This is a genomic window from Sutcliffiella rhizosphaerae (genome assembly GCF_917563925.1).
Lineage (GTDB): Bacteria > Bacillota > Bacilli > Bacillales > Bacillaceae_I > Sutcliffiella_A > Sutcliffiella_A rhizosphaerae.
Genome location: NZ_CAKJTJ010000001.1, coordinates 148,065 through 165,709, shown reverse-complemented (window position 1 = coordinate 165,709; position 17,645 = coordinate 148,065). Strand labels below are relative to the sequence as shown.

Sequence of the window (17,645 nt, the reverse complement as noted above, 5' to 3'; positions counted from 1 at the left end):
AAGCGATGGAAAGGAGGTTTCTTTGTTTTAAAATCCGAAAAATAGGGTATTTATTGTTTGTACTTTTAGGAAATATTAAAAAAAGATTAAGTATGAATGGGGAGTGCTTTCGGTTGATAACCTTTCAAGATGTATCAAAAACGTATGAAGATGGAACTAATGCAGTTCAGTCCCTTAACATCGAAATAGAGGAGGGAGAGTTTTTCGTTCTGATTGGTCCAAGTGGTTGTGGGAAAACGACGACCTTGAAAATGATAAATAGACTACATAATGTAACAAATGGAGATATCTTAATTGATGGAAAGAGTATCAATAGTCATAACATCCATGAACTACGATGGAATATCGGCTATGTACTCCAACAAATTGCCCTTTTTCCACATATGACGATAGAAGAAAATATTGCAATTGTCCCTGAGTTGAAGTCCTGGAAAAAAGCAGACATCACGAAAAGAGTGGATGAGCTATTAGATCTAGTTGGTTTAGAGCCACATACATACAAAAAACGCAAACCCTCTGAGTTGTCAGGTGGGCAACAGCAGCGTGTCGGGGTGGCGAGAGCACTTGCTGCCAATCCACCAATAATCTTAATGGATGAGCCTTTTAGTGCGCTAGATCCACTTAGTAGAGAACAGCTCCAGCAAGATTTTTTACGACTCAAGAAAAAAATCCAAAAAACAATTGTATTTGTTACCCATGATATGCATGAAGCACTTACACTAGGAGACCGTATCTGTCTGATGAAGGATGGCGAGATAGTCCAAATCGGTACACCAGAAGAATTTATCAACCATCCGAAAAATGATTACGTAAAATCATTCATTGGCAATAGACAAAGCATTCTTCAGCAGCCTCTGGATGAAATGTTAGAGGAACTGGGACTTGATTCTGAACGTACATCTCTAAAAGAAGTGAAGAGCTCCATCACTTTAGGGAAAGCATTAGAGTGGTTCAGTAAAGAAGAAGCTATTACAATTATGAAGAACCAGGAATCACTTGGAGTTTTGACAAGAGAGAATGTCCTCTTATTCCTTCATAACCATAGCAAGGAAGGGGGACATGTCTAATGAATTTTTTACAAGAATTATTTGAAGCACGTGGTGATCAGCTCTGGTCGGCTGTGCTGGAACACATCCAAATATCGGTAATCGCCTTAGCGATTGCGGTGGCAATATCCGTTCCACTTGGTGTCTTACTTACTAGAAAAGAACGAATCGCTGAACCGATAATTGGAATAACAGCAGTACTACAGACCATTCCATCCTTAGCGTTGCTTGGGTTGCTTATCCCACTTGTTGGTATCGGATTTCTTCCTGCAGTCATAGCTTTATTTTTATATGCTTTGCTACCAATACTGCGAAATACTTATACTGGGATAAAAGAAGTCGATCCCTCCGTACGTGAAGCAGCAAAAGCAATGGGAATGACGTCAATGAAACGGCTATTCAGAGTAGAGCTACCATTGGCACTTCCTGTAATCATGGCTGGTATAAGAACGGCAATGGTATTAATTATTGGCACAGCTACCATTGTGGCATTGATCGGTGCAGGCGGGCTAGGTAGCCTGATTTTACTCGGAATTGACCGAAACGACAATACCCTTATCCTGTTAGGAGCAATACCGGCAGCGTTGCTGGCGATCCTTTTTGATATGGTGCTCCGCATCATTGAACGAGCAGCAAGAAATGGATCTGGAAAAAAGGCGCTTATTGCTGGTATAGTGGCTGTCTTGCTTTTCATTTCTCCATTCGCTGTAATGAAAGCAACAGAGCCGGACTTAGTTATCAGTGGGAAAATCGGAGCAGAACCAGACATCATTATCAATATGTATAAACTATTAATCGAAGCGGAAACCGATTTAAGAGTGGAACTAAAACCGTCACTTGGAAATACTAGTTTTGTGTATAGAGCATTAAAGAATAAAAATATAGACATCTATCCGGAATATTCTGGTACTGCCATCATGACATTGCTTGGAGAGGAACCAGTTAGTATCGATGACGAAGAAGTATTTGAGCAAGCTAAGGAAGGGTTACTTGAACAAGATGATTTATACTTGTTGCAGCCTATGGGATTCAATAATACCTATGCATTAGCAATACCATCAGACTTTGCAGAGCAGAATGATATTAACACGATCTCAGACCTGAACGGTGCCAAAAATGAAATTAAAGCAGGATTTACCCTCGAATTTTCCGATAGAGAAGATGGATATTTGGGCATACAGGAACTCTATGGAATTACCTTTGAAAATGTATCAACTATGCAAGCGAAATTGAGGTACCAGGCCACTGAAACCGGCGACGTTAACCTCGTTGATGCCTACTCCACTGATGCTGAAATCCAGCAATTCAACCTAAAGGTACTGGAAGATGACGAAAACTTGTTCCCTCCATACCAAGGAGCAGCACTAATGAGAAACGAAACCCTTGAGCAATACCCTGAACTAGAACAAATCCTAAACAAACTCGCAAATCAAATAAACGACGATGAAATGCGAGATATGAACTACCAAGTAACAGTAGAAGGAAAGACACCATATGAAGTGGCATTGGAGTTTTTGAAAGGTAAGAACCTTATAAATAATTAATAATAAAAATGAGCTGTGAGGAAACTCCAGCTCATTTTCAATTTAAATCATCAATTTTTTGATTAATATATTTAATAATTTCGCTATTACTCTGTAATTCAAAAACAGTAATTGCCTTATTATAATTTTTAATTGCAGCATCATAATCATTTAATAATGAGTAGTTAAAACCTATATGATAGTATAACGAACCAAGCAAGTAGAGGCTATTATTTTTAACACACCAATTGATTCCCTTTTCGCACTCACTAATAGCATCCTTGTATTTGTTTATTTTTGTTAATGCTTTAGACTTATTGTAGATAATTTTTGTTTTTATTGTACAATTATGGACGGAAGGCATTTTAATAAAATGCAAAAATGCGCTATTAAAAGTATCAATTGCTTTATCAAAATCTCCTGATTCTGAGTGAATAATTCCGATACTATTAATGATTTCAATTTCACTTTCACCTAACAATTTGTTGGTCATTTTTGTAAGGTCAAGGGCTTCTTTTAATAATTTTAGTGCAGAACCTTTATTTTTCTTAGTATAATAGTTACATATTCCTTCGTTCCAAAGTAAAAATTGTGAGTTCTTTCTGTTGTTAAAAAACAATGGGTTTTTCTTTTCGACACTAATAATACGATAAACTTCTTCATAGTTATACTCATTTAATGCACTTCTAACTTGTTCTTTTACTGCCTTTACATATTCTAGATGAGGAGTAGTGGCAAGGTCATAAAAATAGTTAACATCTACACCGAGTTTTTCAGCAATAAAGTATAATGTATTTGCTAGAGGATAGACTTCGCCCTTTTCAATCTTACTAATTTGAGACTGAGTACATATATCATTACTTAATTCTGCTTGAGAAATACTAAGCTCTTGACGAAGAGACTTAATTTCTTTTCCGATAACTGAAAAATCCATAATCTTCACTTCCTATAAAATTATTCCTAAAGTTATATTTTCCTATGAATATTTTAGTAAATAGGAGAAAAACCCCTAAAATATACCTCAAACAGTTGAAATAGGCTAAAGAAATGATTTCAAAAATAGTGTATTATTCCTATAAGTAATAAAAATAATATTTTCAATATTCTATCAAAAATGGAGGTAGAAACGTATGAAAAAATTCCTAATTACTACTTTGCTGGTTTCTTTAGCACTAATTGGTTCTCATGGTGTTGCTTCAGCAGCTCCAACTGGTGGCTTCGATACACAAGAACTTCCATATCAACATTAATTAAAAAATAAGGATGGTTGATACCATGTCAATGACTAGTACAAACACTTTTGAACTTGCTTGCTTTTGGTTTGTCGTAGTTGATCGTGAGCACAAGGCACGTAGTCGTTATCGAGTTGCCCAGCTTGTGGATTACAATAATAAAACATACGCAGAAGTTTCTAAGTGGTTTGAAACATTGTACCATGAGTATAGTGTTGTGAAAGTTGGCAAAGGTACTCTTCCTTCCAAACTTAAGAAATATCCGTATATTCAGTATTAAGATGATCTTCCTATTAGTAGGAAGATTTTTTTTGTAATGCAATATTTTATGAACAAATGTTCTCTTTACTGAAATTGTACCATTAATCAACAAATATAGCACAAAAATATTACTTTTATCGGAATAGTTAGAAAAAAGGGTAGATTTGGATTAATTTTGTTATGTACTTGCACACTTTCAACCATTGTTTCATAAGAATTACTACTAGGCACTTGCCTAACATTCTTTTGGGGGTGAAAGTGTGTCAAGCTTATTAGCATCGGTAGGATTCTTAATCAAAGAAATTGTTTTTCTAGTTTCTTATGTAAAAAATAATGCATTCCCACAACCACTGTCATCTAATGAGGAAGCGAAATATTTAAAATTGATGGCAGAGGGGAATGAAGAGGCAAGAAATATACTTATTGAACATAACTTAAGACTGGTGGCGCATATTGTTAAGAAATTCGAAAATACTGGTGAGGACTCGGAAGATTTAATTTCTATCGGAACAATTGGATTGATAAAGGCAATAGAGAGTTTCCACACGGGAAAAGGAACGAAGCTTGCAACCTATGCCGCACGTTGTATTGAAAATGAAATCCTCATGCATTTGAGAGCATTGAAAAAAACAAAAAAGGATGTATCGTTACATGATCCGATAGGTCAAGACAAAGAAGGCAACGAAATTAGCTTAATAGATGTATTGAAATCTGAATCAGAAGATGTCATTGATACCATTCAATTGAACATGGAACTAGAGAAAATAAAGGTGTATATTGATGTTTTGGACGAAAGAGAAAGGGAAGTAATTGTCGGCAGATTCGGACTAGATTTAAAAGATGAAAAAACACAACGTGAAATTGCTAAAGAGCTCGGAATATCAAGAAGTTATGTGTCCCGAATTGAAAAACGGGCACTGATGAAAATGTTCCATGAGTACTACCGCGCAGAAAAAGAAAAGAAGAAATAATGTTTCAATAAATCACCTTGGTTATTACTCACCAAGGTGATTTTATGATATTAGCGGATAAAATTGCTATAAACTCCGCATATGCCCTGTCTATTTTGTAGGATGTGCATATGGTAATAGTGTAGGTAACCTATATGAAGAAAGGGGTTTTCGAGATGTACGGATATCCATATGGGTTCAGTCCATGCTGTCCACCACCATATCCTGCACCATGTAGACCAGGATTCTTTGGAGGTTGGCTTTACGGGCTTGTTGTTATCTTGTTTATTCTACTTTTGCTTGGTGGAGGTCACTGGTATAAAAATAAACTATACAGATAAGTAGTTACAATTACTAAGATTTTTATAATAAATCAATACCCCATAAAACTTAATAAAGATCATTGAGAAAATCATAAAACAACGTTTCATAAGATAATGAAGACCAAACTCCATTGAGAGCAGCAAGGAAAATGTCTTCATAAGCGTTATGAAGACCAAAATCCACCGATAACAGCAAGGAAAATGCTTTCATGAGCGTTATGAAGACCAAAATCCACCAATAACAGCAAGGAAAATGCTTTCATGAGCCTTGTGAATTCAAAAATCCAAGGCCTTCATAATCATATTCAAAATGAAGGCCTTATCCTGTTTTATCCTATAGTAAAGGGTTGTGTCATTTTCAAAGGATTTTTATGATCACATCACATATTTATCCAACATCAAATTTGCCAATCATTTTTTAACCAAATACTATTCTTTTTTCAGTATTTACAACGCACTGCTTAGAGCAGATTTTCAATTTGCATATGAAATAAAATCAGAAGGAAGTTTCAACCAAAACTTACGCGAAATTTATTTCGTAAAACGAAAATTACGCACAACAAAAAGTTTTGAATTATAGAAATATTTACTCACTTCGTTTATAATGAAAATGATAAATGAAGAGGGGGAAAATAAGATGGCAACAAAAACATACAGTGAAACATGGGATTTAGATGTTTTTTTCAATGGTGGAAGCAAGTCGGAAGATTTTCATACATATTTAGATGGTTTACATTCAGAAATTTCAGCTTTTGGTCAAGAGATAGAGGCATTTTCTGCTGATTCACTTGAAGAGGTGTTAGGTTCATATGAGAGAGTTGTGAAGAAAGTGGTGGAGGCATCAGCATTCATCAGCTGTCTTCTTGCACAAGATGTTAAAGATAAACAGGCATCCCAACTTCAAGGGAAAGTGGCGCAGCTTCATGCTAAATTACAAGTTCATTTAGGTGCACTAGATGAAAAGTTGGTAGATATTAATGATTCCTCATGGTCAAATCTTTTACAAACCGAAACCTTCGCACCTTTAGAATATGTATTAAATGAAAGAAGAAGACGTGCTGGTGAAAAATTGCCTGCTGCACAAGAAAAACTAGTCACTTCATTGGCTGTGGATGGCTATCATGCATGGGGTAAATTATATAATTCAATTGTTGGCTCCATTAAAATCCCGGTAGAAGAAAATGGAGAAACGAAAGAACTATCAGTTGGCCAAGCACATAACCGCTTCTCAAATGGCGATCGTACTGTCCGAAAAGAGGTTTCCAAAGCATGGCAGGAAGCTTGGGAAGAGCAGTCAGAAACCATCGCAGCTGCATTAAATCACCTTGCTGGTTTTCGTCTACAAGTTTATGAACAACGAGGTTGGGATTCTGTCTTGAAAGAGCCTCTTGAGAATAACAGAATGAAGCAAGAAACAGTTGATACAATGTGGCAGGTAATAACTGATCACAAAGATATATTTAAACAATACCTGGCAAGAAAAGCAGAACTGCTTGGTTTGGAGAAACTGAACATGTATGATGTTTCAGCACCTTTATCTTCAGAAGAAACAATACTTTCCTATCAAGAAGGGGCAGAATTCATTACAGAGCAGTTTTCTAAATTCGGACCAGAACTCACTTCTTTCACTGAAAAGGCATTTGAAGACCGCTGGATTGAAGCGGAAGATCGTGCTGGAAAGCGTCCAGGAGGATTCTGTACAAGCTTTCCTGTTTCAGGCCAATCTCGTATCTTTATGACATACTCTGGAACACTTTCCAATGTCTCAACTCTCGCTCATGAATTGGGTCATGCTTTTCACCAGCATGCCATGCACGACGTGCCAACCTTAAATCGATTTTATGCAAGCAACGTGGCGGAAACGGCTTCAACTTTCGCAGAAATGATTGTAGCAGATGCAGCAGTAAAGTATGCAAAAGATGAAATGGAAAAAATTTCGCTACTTGAAGATAAAATTCAACGTAGTGTAGCTTTCTATATGAATATCCATGCAAGGTTTTTATTTGAAACAAGATTCTATGAAGAGCGTAAAAAAGGACTTGTTAGCGTGGAAAAACTGAATGATTTAATGGTGGAGGCACAAAAAGAAGCATATTGTGGTGCTCTTGATGAGTATGATCACACATTCTGGGCATCTAAAATGCATTTCTTTATCACGCAAGTTCCATTCTATAATTTCCCATACACCTTTGGATATTTGTTCTCCTTAGGTATTTATTCACAAGCGCTAGAAGAAGGCGCTAACTATGAAGAGAAATATATTGCGTTACTTAAAGATACAGCTTCCATGACAGTGGAAGACCTTGCAATGAAGCATTTAGGAGTTGACCTTACAGAACGTGACTTCTGGGAAAAAGCGGTACAGAAATCCCTTGAAGATGTAGAAGAGTTCCTACAATTAACTAACAAATAAATGTAAAGACGGTTCCTAACTAATAGAAGGAACCGTCTTTTTTTGTTTTCTAAACCATTGATAATTTAATGGAGAGTTATGGTGGCAAATGATATAATAGCAAAATGTAGTCAAATTGATAGCGGATTATGTAATGTTTGGAGGAATGAGAAGTGTTAAAGGGTATTTACAGAATCGCAATTGAGTTGACAAATCACAAGTTGTCATCCATGGCGGTAAAGCACTTTGCAGGATCTAAGATTAGCAAGCGGTTTATTCCGTCTTTTGCAAAGGTATATAATATAAACACAGAGGAAATGCAGGACAATATAAATGAGTTTCCAACCTTGCAACAATTCTTTATCCGAAATTTAAAGCCAACCGTCAGACCAATTGATTCGGCAAAAAACTCAGTTGTGAGTCCAGTAGATGCGGTAGTGGAGAAAGCTGGTAGAATTACGGATGACTTGCTTTTAACAGCAAAAGGAATTGATTACTCTGTTGGAGAGATGCTTTCAGACCCAGGCTTAGCAGAAAAGTATATGGGTGGAACATACATGGTATTGTATCTAAGCCCAAGTCACTATCATAAAATACACACGCCAATATCTGGGGAGATTACGAAGCAATGGACACTTGGTGGGAAGTCATATCCGGTTAATCAAATGGGATTAAAATATGGGAAAGAACCACTTGCAAAGAATTATCGTCGTTTAACGGAAATAGCGTGCGAAGGACAACATGTGGTGGTCGTTAAAGTGGGGGCGATGTTTGTAAATAGTATTGAACTGACCCACCAAAGTGATCGGTTAGTAAAAGGAGAAGAAATGGCATACTTCTCATTCGGTTCCACAGTTATATTATTGTTTGAAAAAGATGTCTTTCATATGGAAGAAACGATTAGAGAAAGAGAAGAAGTAAAGGTTGGACAACGAATAGGTACTTGGATAAGCTAAATAAAGACGTCGAAAAATGGTTCCAACTTACGAAACTCAACTACCTATTATTGCAATCTGCTTGACAATATTAATTTTGGTACTTAGTTCACACAAGGAAGCTAGTAGATATGCTAGCTTTAATTTTTTGTGAAGGATATGTTCGAAAATTTTGTTGCGTTTATGAACATGGTAAGTAACTAGTAATAATGGACAAATATGCTCAATTAAAATAATGGACAGATTATCAACAATCCTGCAAATTCGGAAACCATCTTTTTTACAAAACTTTAAAAAAGAGTTTTTGCAAATAAAAAAAGCCGGAGGGCCGGCTTTTTCAAGAAATAAGTATTAGTTTTTGGAGTTGGAAAATCCTAGCTCCTTGAGAGGAAAAAACAACCTTTTTGACATCTCGTCTAATACTTGAAGGGGCTGACCAATGCGGTTACCCTTTTCTTAGGAAGTTGCTTTTATGCTGTAACTTAGGGACCGGCGTTTTATTTCCAGTTCAATAAGTTGTATAAAATCTGTGCTTAATTTCAATTCAACTGCCTTGTGGTAGGATTCTAATAAAAGTTCGTCAGATAGCTTTCTCATCTACTAGGCCGAGGCCATACACCTCCTATTATAATCTTCGTTATGTATGTGAGGTTCTATTTTCTCTTTTGAGCTCATAGAATGGTAAGTCCAAGTAGTTTGTTTGTATGATTACTCTAACATGTATTTTTTGTTAGAACAACCGTTCTGTTATCCACAATTAACGGTGGATAACATGTGAGTAAAATGTTTATAATTACCATTAAGGTAGTTGTGATAGAGGGTATATTGTAGATAAGGTTATCCACAGCTGTTGAAATCGTTGTCAATTTGTCGAAAAATATTCTTTGCAATATGTTTTTTGTCGAAGTTTAAGTGATTATCAAATGGATAATCGAAATATATGCTTAACAGGTACAAAGAATTTAGGTAAGATGATAAAGTGTTAAATTATCTAAACTGGAAACAACTGGTCATCCATACTGCAGACATTTTAAATGTAGGATGGGTAACATTATGAAAAGAGTTAAAACGTATTTTATATATAGAGGGTGATAGCATGATTAAATATTTTCTGCCTGCACAGCATGTTAAAAGTGTATTTGAGATAAAGCCGAATGACCTGAAAGAAAAAGGAATAAAAGGTATTATTACAGATTTAGACAATACCCTTGTAGAATGGGACCGTCCAGAGGCAACACCTGCTTTAATAGAGTGGTTTAAGGAAATGCAGGAGGTAGGTATTTTGGTGACAGTTGTTTCTAACAATAATTTGAAAAGAGTCAAGCTGTTTTCTGATCCTCTCGGAATAAATTATATTTACGGTGCTAGAAAACCTATGAGAAGTGCATTTCGTAAAGCGATAAAACAAATGAATCTCCAAAAGGAAGATGTAGTAGTTATCGGGGACCAATTGTTGACAGATGTACTTGGTGGAAATCGTCTTGGCCTGCATACTATTCTTGTTGTACCAGTTGCCCAAACCGATGGATTTTTCACGAAGTTCAATCGTCGTGTGGAAAGACGTATTCTGTCATGGATGAAACGAAAAGGTATGATTAATTGGGAGGATTAATAGAAATGGAAGAACAAGCAGTATGTGTCGGATGTGGAGTTGCGATTCAAACGGATGACCCGAAAAGATTAGGGTACGCACCTCCTTCTTCTTTAAATAAAGAAATGGTTATTTGTAAACGATGCTTTCGACTAAAGCACTATAATGAAATCCAGGATGTATCATTAACAGATGATGACTTCCTTCGAATATTGAATTCCATTGGACAGACGAAGGGGCTTGTCATAAAAATTGTTGATATATTTGATTTTGATGGCAGCTGGTTGCCAGGCTTGCACAGATTTGTTGGAAACAACAACGTGATACTTGTCGGTAATAAAGTAGACCTTCTGCCAAAGTCCGTTAAGCCAACGAAAGTAATTAACTGGATGAAGCAAATGTCGAAAGAGCTTGGTTTAATGCCTGAGGATGTATTTTTAATTAGTGCAGATAAAGGAATTGGGGTAAAAGAACTAGCTCAAGCTATAGAGTCCTATCGTGAAGGAGAGGATGTCTATGTTGTTGGCTGTACTAATGTGGGGAAATCTACTTTTATTAATAGGATTATAAAGGAGTTTTCCGGTGAAGAAGATGTTATCACTACCTCTCAATTTCCAGGGACCACTTTGGATCTTATCGATATTCCACTTGACAACGGAGCGTCACTATTTGATACTCCGGGAATTATCAACCGACATCAAATGGCACATTACGTGGACAAGAAGGATTTAAAATTCATTTCTCCTAAAAAAGAAATTAAACCTAAAATATTCCAACTGAATGAGGGACAAACACTGTTCTTTGGAGGTTTAGCTCGTTTTGATTTTATTCAAGGTAACAGGAACTCATTTACTTGTTATGTATCGAATGATCTATATATACACAGAACCAAACTGGAAAATGCAAACCATGTTTATAAAGAACATCTTGGGGTCATGTTGCAACCGCCAGGGGAGGCATTAAAAGGTTCATTTCCAGAGCTCGTTGCCCATGAGTTTATGATAAAAGATAACAAAACAGACATCGTTTTCTCTGGCCTTGGCTGGGTAACAATAAACGAACCTGGGGTAAAGGTTGTAGCGCATGTACCTAAAGGTGTTGGGGTCATGGTAAGAAAATCATTGATTTGAAAAAAGCGGAGGGCTAAGGCGTGAAAAAACTTTATGGTGTTATCGGTTCTCCTATTTCACAATCTATGTCTCCACTCATCCACAATGATGCATTTTCCAATATAGGAATAGATGCTCATTATCATGCTTTCCATGTGGAAAAAAACCATCTAGAACAAGCCGTAATTGGTATGAAAGCGATAGGTGTGGAAGGGTTCAATGTAACCATTCCACATAAAGAAGCTATTTTTCCATTGTTGGATAAGGTGGATCAAGGAGCTTTACAGATCGGTGCTGTAAATACAGTTGTGAAGGTAGCGGATCAATTTGTTGGATATAATACGGACGGTTCTGGTTTTGTACAAGCATTGAAAGAGGTATCGGCCATACAAGGAAAGAATATCCTGATTGTAGGTGCTGGAGGTGCTGCAAGAGCGATACTTTATTCTTTAGCTCTAGAAAGTAATGTGACGATTACTGTTTGTAATCGTACTGAAGCTAAAGCAGCATCACTTATAGAGGAATTTTCTTTGACGGATATCTGTATAAGTATTACAGTAGAACAAGCAATTGAGAGGTTATGTGAGTTTGATATCGTGGTCCAAACCACATCAGTGGGTATGTTCCCTAGCACGAATGAAACGCCTTTACCAGATGGGAAATTTAAAAAAGGTGCCATTGTCAGTGATATAATTTATAATCCTCTTAAAACTAAGCTTTTAAGAGATGCAGAAAATCAAGGAGCAACCATTCAACATGGTGTCAAGATGTTTGTCTATCAGGCAGCACTGGCATTTGAACATTGGACAGGTCAGTTTCCAGATACAAAAAGATTAGAACAATTAGTGGAAGAAAAGCTAGGAGGATAAAACATGTTAACAGGTAAACAAAAAAGATTTTTACGGGCTGAAGCTCATCATCTAGATCCTATTTTTCAAGTAGGAAAAGGTGGCGTGAATGAAAATATGACGAATCAAATCTCAGAAGCTTTGGAAGCTAGAGAACTCATAAAAGTAAGTGTCCTTCAAAATTGTGAGGAAGACCGTAAAATAGTGGCGGAAGAACTAGTAAAAGGAGCAAAAGCTCAATTAGTTCAGGTAATTGGTAACACGATAATCTTATATAAACAATCAAGGGAAAATAAACAAATCATTTTACCAAGATAATGCTTGGAGGGATTTATGTGAAAAAAGTGGGCATCATTGGAGGCACCTTTGATCCACCTCACCTTGGCCATCTTTTGATTGCAAATGATGTTAGGGAACAACTTAATTTGAACGAAGTATGGTTTATGCCAAATCACATTCCTCCCCATAAGCAAAATGATACGATTACACCTACGGAAGTAAGAAAAGCGATGCTTGTGGCAGCTGTTGAATCCAACCCTTACTTCCGTGTGGAATCAATTGAGCTTTTAAGGGAAGGGCCATCCTATACATATGATACAATGGTATTGCTAAAGAAAAACCATCAAGATACACACTTTTATTTTATTATTGGTGCTGATATGGTGGAGTATCTTCCAAAGTGGTTCAACATAGAGAAACTACTTGAATTAGTCACCTTTGTCGGTGTAAAAAGACCAGGTTATCCTGTTCAATCTCCATATAAGATTACGGAAGTGGAAGCTCCAGAGATGGATATCTCTTCTACTATGATACGCAATCGAGTGAAGGAAGGTCGGTCTTCTTTATATTTAGTACCTGAAGGGGTTAAACAAATAATAGAGGAGAAAAACCTTTATGGATAGAGACAAAGCATTACGAATAGTGAAGAAACAGCTGACAGAGAAACGGTATGTGCACACAATTGGAGTAATGGAGACAGCTATAGAATTGGCAGATCGCTTTCATGTTGATAGAGATAAAGCTGAACTAGCTGCGATTTTTCACGATTATGCCAAATTTCGGAACAAAGAGGAAATGCGCCAATGTATTATCGATCAAAAAATGCCTCATGATCTTCTTTTGCATCATGAAGAATTATGGCATGCTCCAGTTGGTGCGTATTTGGTCAAAAAAGAAGTTGGAATTTCTGATGAGGAGATTTTGGAGGCTATTAGATGTCATACTTCGGGTAAAATAAATATGAGTCAATTAGACAAAGTGATCTATGTGGCAGATTATATTGAACCTAATAGAGATTTTCCAGGGGTTGAAGTTGTAAGGGATTCTGCAAAAACGTCCCTTGATATTGCAGTGGTACAGGCGATGAAAAATACAATTTTATTTTTACTCACAAGGAACCAACCTATTTATCCAAATACATTCCATGCATACAATGATATGATGATGAAGGTAAAAGAAAGGAAGTTACAATAAATGACAAAAAAATTATTACAGCTTGCAGCAAATGCTGCCGATGATAAACGGGCAGAAGAATTAGTTGCCTTAAATATGCAAGGAATTTCGCTTGTAGCGGATTACTTTCTAATTTGTCACGGGAATTCTGATAAGCAAGTGCAAGCAATTGCTCGTGGTATTAAAGAGGCTGCTGAGGAACAAGGGTATACTGTTAAAAGAATGGAAGGCTTTGACGAAGCAAGGTGGATCCTAGTTGACATAGGAGATGTCGTGGTTCATGTTTTCTATCGTGAAGAGCGTGGATATTACAATTTAGAACGTCTATGGGGAGATGCACCTCGCGAAGATGTTCAAACTGAGCTAGCATAATGGCTTACGGACATTTTGCATACATTTATGACTACCTAATGAAGGATGTGCCTTATCAAGATTGGGTTTCCTTTGTGAAGGCTATAAAAAGCCGACATACTAGCAATTCAACTAAATCATTTTCCATCCTAGATGTTGGCTGTGGAACAGGAGAACTAACACTCCGTTTTGCAAATGAGGGATGGAAAGTTGCTGGTGTGGATCTATCCGAGAGTATGCTGGCAGTTGCCCATGAAAAAGCAGAAGCTAAAGGGTTATCTATCCCATACTATGAGCAAAACATGGCTGAACTTGAAGGCTTTTCAGGTCTGGACTGTATTACCATCTTCTGTGATTCATTAAACTATTTGGAGTCTGAAAATGATGTGAAAAACACGTTTCAATCTGTCTATCAGCAATTAGCAGATGGTGGACTATTCTTATTTGATGTTCATTCTGTCTATAAAATGAGCCAGGTTTTCATGAACAATTCCTTTAATAGTGCAGAAGAAGAGGTAGCTTTCATATGGAATAGTTTCCAAGGTGAACACCCCAATAGTGTAGAACATGAACTTTCTTTTTTTGTACAGGGCGAAGAAAGTAATGTCTATACTCGATTTGATGAATTACATAAACAAAGAACATATAGCGTGGAAATGTACAAAAAATGGCTCGAAGAAATCGGTTTTACATTGCACTCGGTCACAGGAGACTTTTCAACCGATCACTTAAGTGAACATTCGGAAAGAGTATTTTTTGTAGCACAAAAATAGGCACTTAGAGAGGTAACTCGATAATGAGTTACCTTTTTTTATGCGTTTTTTTAACCTCATGGCAGTTATAACACTTGACTGTTGGACTCCAAATATATGTGTTGAAGTATAGAAAAATAATAAAAAAACTATGTACTAGCAGAAAATTTCTAGAAATATATTTAAATACTTCAAAAATAATAGAGTAAATATAATACAAAATTGGGAAGTGTTGATACAATTATTTTATCAGTCTGAAAATAATCTTTGTTTTATGAATAGGGGGATATCATTATTAAGGTTTTTTTGTTGAGGTTATTCTATCTGTAGTAGAGTGTGAATCATTTTATATTACTTGGAGGTGGTTGTACTGAAAACATTTATTACTGGAATGCTAGTAATTTTATTTTTAGCAGGTTGTTCTGATGCTGAAAGTACAATTAATATGGAAAACGAGGAAGCTGCCACAGTATTGTTAAACGAACAAATTGAAGGTCTAGAAAAAGAAATTGATGAACAGTCTAAAACTTTAGCAGAAACCGAAAAAGAGTTAAAAGAATTAAAGCAAGTTAATAGCGACGAAGAATTCATTATGATCCCAAAAGAAACTGCTTCTCGTTGGCGAGATAATCTGGACGTGCAATTATGGGAAATGGTAACTGATTTTTCAATGTCTTATGAAAATGGTTTTGAAAGAGGCGAAACTAATTGGCGTGAGTGGGATGGTGAAATCGGTGAACCGTTTATGACAATTAATGAAAATTGGGAAACACCAGGTCAATTATTATCCAATTGGATAAATTATCATGACCTTTCTTATTGGAATGGCATGGATCTTTTTGAAGTAAATATGCGTATTGATTATGATTCTGAAAATGAAGAAGCAATAGGTTATGTCTTGACATATGGATATAAAGATGACTCTATTGCTGGCGATATAAAAAAAGTCATGATGAAACTAGAAGATAACAGTTGGTACATTGAAGATGTGTTTATACGAAATCAATGTCATAGAAACGTATCAGAAGATGGAGAATTGTGCGTGTAATAAATGAAACCTTAAAGTGAACGAATAGTATAATTGACGGTCAGGGAGATTCATAGCAAGAATACAACAAAAAGACTAGGGGGGAATCTAAAATCCTAGTCTTTTTTTGATAAATGGATGGTTCATTTTGCTGTTAAATACTTCGTTAATGGAGGTGCATTTTACTCAGTAATTAATTTCTGTTGTTTTTTTAAATTAAAAAGAAGGAATCTGTCAGTTAATGTAGAAAAAGATTATTGAAATTGCCTTTTTACGTAAGTCAGGTCTTCTTCAAATTTTTCATGTGTTTTTTGAATGAGTTGGTTAAACACATCACCGAGCTCATTTTCAAGTACTTTAATACCCTCTCCGGTCACACCTCCCTTGACACATACTTTTTCCTGTAATGTCTGCAATGTGTATATATCTTTTTCAATAAGTTTCCCCATACCGATAATCATTTGGCTGGCAAGTTCTGTTGCCTGTTCTTTTGATATGGCTGTTTCGTTTACTGCGCCATCAATAAATCGTTGAAGAATATAACTGAAAAATGCTGGACCACAACTAACAATATCAGAAGCTACTCTTGTGACATTCTCTTCAATATGAATAGGAGTTGAAATGTTGCTGCATATTTTAATAAGGTATTCCTTGTATTCTTCGCACACGTTGCTACCAAAAGTAAGTAATGTGACACCTGATAGTGCCCTGTTTGTTATACTTGGAATTATTCTCGCCACTTGACAACTTATCATGGTTTGAAGCTGTCCAACCGAAACGGGACTTGTAATGGATATAATACATTTATTATTTGTTAAGTGTTGACTAATCTTTGTTAGAAGGGGGTGAATATCTAATGGTTTAACACATAAAAAGATTATGTCTGAAGCAGTAACCACTTCATCCGCAGTCTCTTCTACATGAATTTCTTTATATTTTTCCTTTATATGATAAGCCTTCATAAGTGAGCGATTCGTAATCGTAATATCTTCAGGAGGTACTGCCTTAGAGTCGATAAACGATTCCACTAAGATTTTCCCCATGTTACCTGTTCCAATCATTCCGATCTTCATTTCATTTCCCTCCTTTATCCAAACGTTTCTCATACACTATATGAATTAGTGAAAAGTATTATGAATAGAAGGTGAAAGCAATAATGGAAATTTGGCACCTCCATAAAAGCAAGATAATTGGTGGTTTTGCAGCTATTGGATTAGTGGGTTATTTAATTTGGATGCAATTTCAGCCTGAAAGTACGGAACTCCATTTATCAGATGTAGATTTCTTGATGCTTGAAGATACAGATGAAGCAAAAGGAGAGGAGCTTCTGGAAGAAAAACAGGAATCCCTTCCAATAATGGTTGATGTGAAAGGAGCGGTAATTCATCCTGGTGTCTATAATATGAAAGAGGGGGACAGGGTAATGGACGCTATAGAGAAAGCAGGAGGATTTCAGGCTAATGCTGAAACAAAGATGGTAAATTTAGCTGCTCTTTTGTCTGATGAGTTAGTTGTTTTTGTACCAAAGGAAGGGGAGGAGTTCACGTTTATCAATTTCCAAGAAGGAACGGGAGAACAACTCTCGTCTAATGGGAAAATAAATATTAATACCGCTTCAGAAGAAGAATTAACTAGGCTAACTGGAATAGGTCCTGCAAAAGCAAAGGCGATCATCCAATACCGTACAGAGAATGGCTTTTTCAAAAAAGAAGAGGATCTTCTCCAAGTATCTGGAATAGGACAGAAATCGTTTGATAACATACGAAATGATATAACGGTATCCAATTAATTTGACCAAGATAGAACTTTGTAGATAAACTAGAAGCATTGTGAATGATAGGGGGAAAATAAGG

Annotated in this window: 20 protein-coding genes; 17 read left to right on the top strand and 3 right to left on the bottom strand. The window is 36.3% G+C overall.

The annotated features are described in order from the left end of the window. Window positions 1-113 precede the first annotated feature (113 nt). Both LRP81_RS00860 and LRP81_RS00855 read left to right on the top strand, forming a co-directional pair. Window positions 114-1,067, top strand: a complete 954-nt coding sequence (locus tag LRP81_RS00860; protein ID WP_230499340.1) for an ABC transporter ATP-binding protein — start codon at window positions 114-116, stop codon at window positions 1,065-1,067. Next, window positions 1,067-2,590 carry an ABC transporter permease/substrate-binding protein gene (locus tag LRP81_RS00855; protein ID WP_230499339.1) on the top strand — a complete coding sequence of 508 codons (1,524 nt, stop codon included), beginning with the start codon at window positions 1,067-1,069 and terminating at the stop codon, window positions 2,588-2,590. Before LRP81_RS00860 ends, LRP81_RS00855 begins: the two co-directional genes overlap by 1 nt. A gap of 37 nt (window positions 2,591-2,627) precedes the next feature. Here LRP81_RS00855 and LRP81_RS00850 read toward each other — a convergent pair whose 3' ends face one another. After that, window positions 2,628-3,503 carry a helix-turn-helix domain-containing protein gene (locus tag LRP81_RS00850; RefSeq protein WP_230499338.1) on the bottom strand — a complete coding sequence of 292 codons (876 nt, stop codon included), beginning with the start codon at window positions 3,501-3,503 and terminating at the stop codon, window positions 2,628-2,630. 341 nt (window positions 3,504-3,844) lie between these two features. Here LRP81_RS00850 and LRP81_RS00845 point away from each other — a divergent pair, with 341 nt between their 5' ends. From LRP81_RS00845 to LRP81_RS00825, 5 genes are all read left to right on the top strand, one after another. Further along, the gene (locus tag LRP81_RS00845) at window positions 3,845-4,081 is read left to right on the top strand and encodes a hypothetical protein (RefSeq protein ID WP_230499337.1); all 237 of its coding nucleotides are present in this window, start codon (window positions 3,845-3,847) and stop codon (window positions 4,079-4,081) included. Between the two features lie 241 nt (window positions 4,082-4,322). Beyond that, window positions 4,323-5,033 (top strand): RNA polymerase sporulation sigma factor SigK, encoded by a 711-nt coding sequence (gene sigK / locus LRP81_RS00840; RefSeq protein ID WP_230499336.1) that lies wholly within the window; start codon window positions 4,323-4,325, stop codon window positions 5,031-5,033. A 155-nt stretch (window positions 5,034-5,188) separates the two neighbouring features. Next, on the top strand, window positions 5,189-5,353 hold the full coding sequence (locus LRP81_RS00835; protein ID WP_230499335.1) for a hypothetical protein: 165 nt from the start codon (window positions 5,189-5,191) through the stop codon (window positions 5,351-5,353). Between the two features lie 619 nt (window positions 5,354-5,972). Further along, window positions 5,973-7,748 (top strand): M3 family oligoendopeptidase, encoded by a 1,776-nt coding sequence (locus LRP81_RS00830; protein WP_230499334.1) that lies wholly within the window; start codon window positions 5,973-5,975, stop codon window positions 7,746-7,748. A gap of 152 nt (window positions 7,749-7,900) precedes the next feature. Then, window positions 7,901-8,683 carry a phosphatidylserine decarboxylase gene (locus LRP81_RS00825; RefSeq protein WP_230499333.1) on the top strand — a complete coding sequence of 261 codons (783 nt, stop codon included), beginning with the start codon at window positions 7,901-7,903 and terminating at the stop codon, window positions 8,681-8,683. 435 nt (window positions 8,684-9,118) lie between these two features. Here LRP81_RS00825 and sda read toward each other — a convergent pair whose 3' ends face one another. Beyond that, window positions 9,119-9,259, bottom strand: coding sequence for a sporulation histidine kinase inhibitor Sda (sda, locus tag LRP81_RS00820; protein WP_230499332.1), 141 nt, complete (start codon window positions 9,257-9,259; stop codon window positions 9,119-9,121). A gap of 499 nt (window positions 9,260-9,758) precedes the next feature. Between sda and LRP81_RS00815 the strand changes: the two genes are divergently transcribed. The 9 genes from LRP81_RS00815 (at window position 9,759) to LRP81_RS00775 (ending at window position 15,813) form a co-directional block, all read left to right on the top strand. Then, window positions 9,759-10,274, top strand: a complete 516-nt coding sequence (locus tag LRP81_RS00815) for a YqeG family HAD IIIA-type phosphatase (protein WP_230499331.1) — start codon at window positions 9,759-9,761, stop codon at window positions 10,272-10,274. A gap of 5 nt (window positions 10,275-10,279) precedes the next feature. Beyond that, window positions 10,280-11,383: a ribosome biogenesis GTPase YqeH gene (yqeH, locus tag LRP81_RS00810; RefSeq protein WP_230499330.1), complete on the top strand. Its 1,104-nt coding sequence runs from the start codon at window positions 10,280-10,282 to the stop codon at window positions 11,381-11,383. Window positions 11,384-11,403: 20 nt separating this feature from the next. Then, the gene (aroE, locus tag LRP81_RS00805) at window positions 11,404-12,231 is read left to right on the top strand and encodes a shikimate dehydrogenase (protein ID WP_230499329.1); all 828 of its coding nucleotides are present in this window, start codon (window positions 11,404-11,406) and stop codon (window positions 12,229-12,231) included. Between the two features lie 3 nt (window positions 12,232-12,234). Then, on the top strand, window positions 12,235-12,528 hold the full coding sequence (gene yhbY, locus LRP81_RS00800) for a ribosome assembly RNA-binding protein YhbY (RefSeq protein ID WP_230499328.1): 294 nt from the start codon (window positions 12,235-12,237) through the stop codon (window positions 12,526-12,528). Between the two features lie 17 nt (window positions 12,529-12,545). Next, window positions 12,546-13,112 carry a nicotinate-nucleotide adenylyltransferase gene (locus LRP81_RS00795; protein WP_230499327.1) on the top strand — a complete coding sequence of 189 codons (567 nt, stop codon included), beginning with the start codon at window positions 12,546-12,548 and terminating at the stop codon, window positions 13,110-13,112. After that, window positions 13,105-13,683, top strand: coding sequence for a bis(5'-nucleosyl)-tetraphosphatase (symmetrical) YqeK (gene yqeK / locus LRP81_RS00790; RefSeq protein WP_230499326.1), 579 nt, complete (start codon window positions 13,105-13,107; stop codon window positions 13,681-13,683). Before LRP81_RS00795 ends, yqeK begins: the two co-directional genes overlap by 8 nt. Continuing rightward, window positions 13,684-14,034 carry a ribosome silencing factor gene (gene rsfS, locus LRP81_RS00785; RefSeq protein WP_230499325.1) on the top strand — a complete coding sequence of 117 codons (351 nt, stop codon included), beginning with the start codon at window positions 13,684-13,686 and terminating at the stop codon, window positions 14,032-14,034. It begins immediately after the preceding gene. Then, window positions 14,034-14,786: a class I SAM-dependent DNA methyltransferase gene (locus LRP81_RS00780; RefSeq protein ID WP_230499324.1), complete on the top strand. Its 753-nt coding sequence runs from the start codon at window positions 14,034-14,036 to the stop codon at window positions 14,784-14,786. The genes rsfS and LRP81_RS00780 overlap by 1 nt, the downstream gene beginning before the upstream one ends. A 334-nt stretch (window positions 14,787-15,120) precedes the next feature. Continuing rightward, window positions 15,121-15,813 (top strand): hypothetical protein, encoded by a 693-nt coding sequence (locus LRP81_RS00775; protein ID WP_230499323.1) that lies wholly within the window; start codon window positions 15,121-15,123, stop codon window positions 15,811-15,813. Window positions 15,814-16,046: 233 nt separating this feature from the next. Here LRP81_RS00775 and comER read toward each other — a convergent pair whose 3' ends face one another. After that, entirely contained in the window at window positions 16,047-16,865 is an 819-nt protein-coding gene (comER, locus tag LRP81_RS00770) for a late competence protein ComER (protein WP_230499322.1), read from the bottom strand. A gap of 83 nt (window positions 16,866-16,948) precedes the next feature. On the opposite strand from comER, the gene LRP81_RS00765 reads away from it, so the two are divergent. Beyond that, the gene (locus tag LRP81_RS00765; protein ID WP_230499321.1) at window positions 16,949-17,581 is read left to right on the top strand and encodes a helix-hairpin-helix domain-containing protein; all 633 of its coding nucleotides are present in this window, start codon (window positions 16,949-16,951) and stop codon (window positions 17,579-17,581) included. Window positions 17,582-17,645 lie beyond the last annotated feature (64 nt).

Bases quoted from the DNA above. Each gene is read 5' to 3' on its own strand.
- rsfS (WP_230499325.1), top strand. From the start codon at position 13,684: ATGACAAAAAAATTATTACAGCTTGCAGCAAATGCTGCCGATGATAAA.
- LRP81_RS00850 (WP_230499338.1), bottom strand. From the start codon at position 3,503: ATGGATTTTTCAGTTATCGGAAAAGAAATTAAGTCTCTTCGTCAAGAG.
- sda (WP_230499332.1), bottom strand. From the start codon at position 9,259: ATGAGAAAGCTATCTGACGAACTTTTATTAGAATCCTACCACAAGGCA.
- LRP81_RS00830 (WP_230499334.1), top strand. From the start codon at position 5,973: ATGGCAACAAAAACATACAGTGAAACATGGGATTTAGATGTTTTTTTC.
- LRP81_RS00780 (WP_230499324.1), top strand. From the start codon at position 14,034: ATGGCTTACGGACATTTTGCATACATTTATGACTACCTAATGAAGGAT.
- comER (WP_230499322.1), bottom strand. From the start codon at position 16,865: ATGAAGATCGGAATGATTGGAACAGGTAACATGGGGAAAATCTTAGTG.
- LRP81_RS00855 (WP_230499339.1), top strand. From the start codon at position 1,067: ATGAATTTTTTACAAGAATTATTTGAAGCACGTGGTGATCAGCTCTGG.
- LRP81_RS00845 (WP_230499337.1), top strand. From the start codon at position 3,845: ATGTCAATGACTAGTACAAACACTTTTGAACTTGCTTGCTTTTGGTTT.
- yqeH (WP_230499330.1), top strand. From the start codon at position 10,280: ATGGAAGAACAAGCAGTATGTGTCGGATGTGGAGTTGCGATTCAAACG.
- yqeK (WP_230499326.1), top strand. From the start codon at position 13,105: ATGGATAGAGACAAAGCATTACGAATAGTGAAGAAACAGCTGACAGAG.
- LRP81_RS00765 (WP_230499321.1), top strand. From the start codon at position 16,949: ATGGAAATTTGGCACCTCCATAAAAGCAAGATAATTGGTGGTTTTGCA.
- LRP81_RS00835 (WP_230499335.1), top strand. From the start codon at position 5,189: ATGTACGGATATCCATATGGGTTCAGTCCATGCTGTCCACCACCATAT.
- LRP81_RS00815 (WP_230499331.1), top strand. From the start codon at position 9,759: ATGATTAAATATTTTCTGCCTGCACAGCATGTTAAAAGTGTATTTGAG.
- yhbY (WP_230499328.1), top strand. From the start codon at position 12,235: ATGTTAACAGGTAAACAAAAAAGATTTTTACGGGCTGAAGCTCATCAT.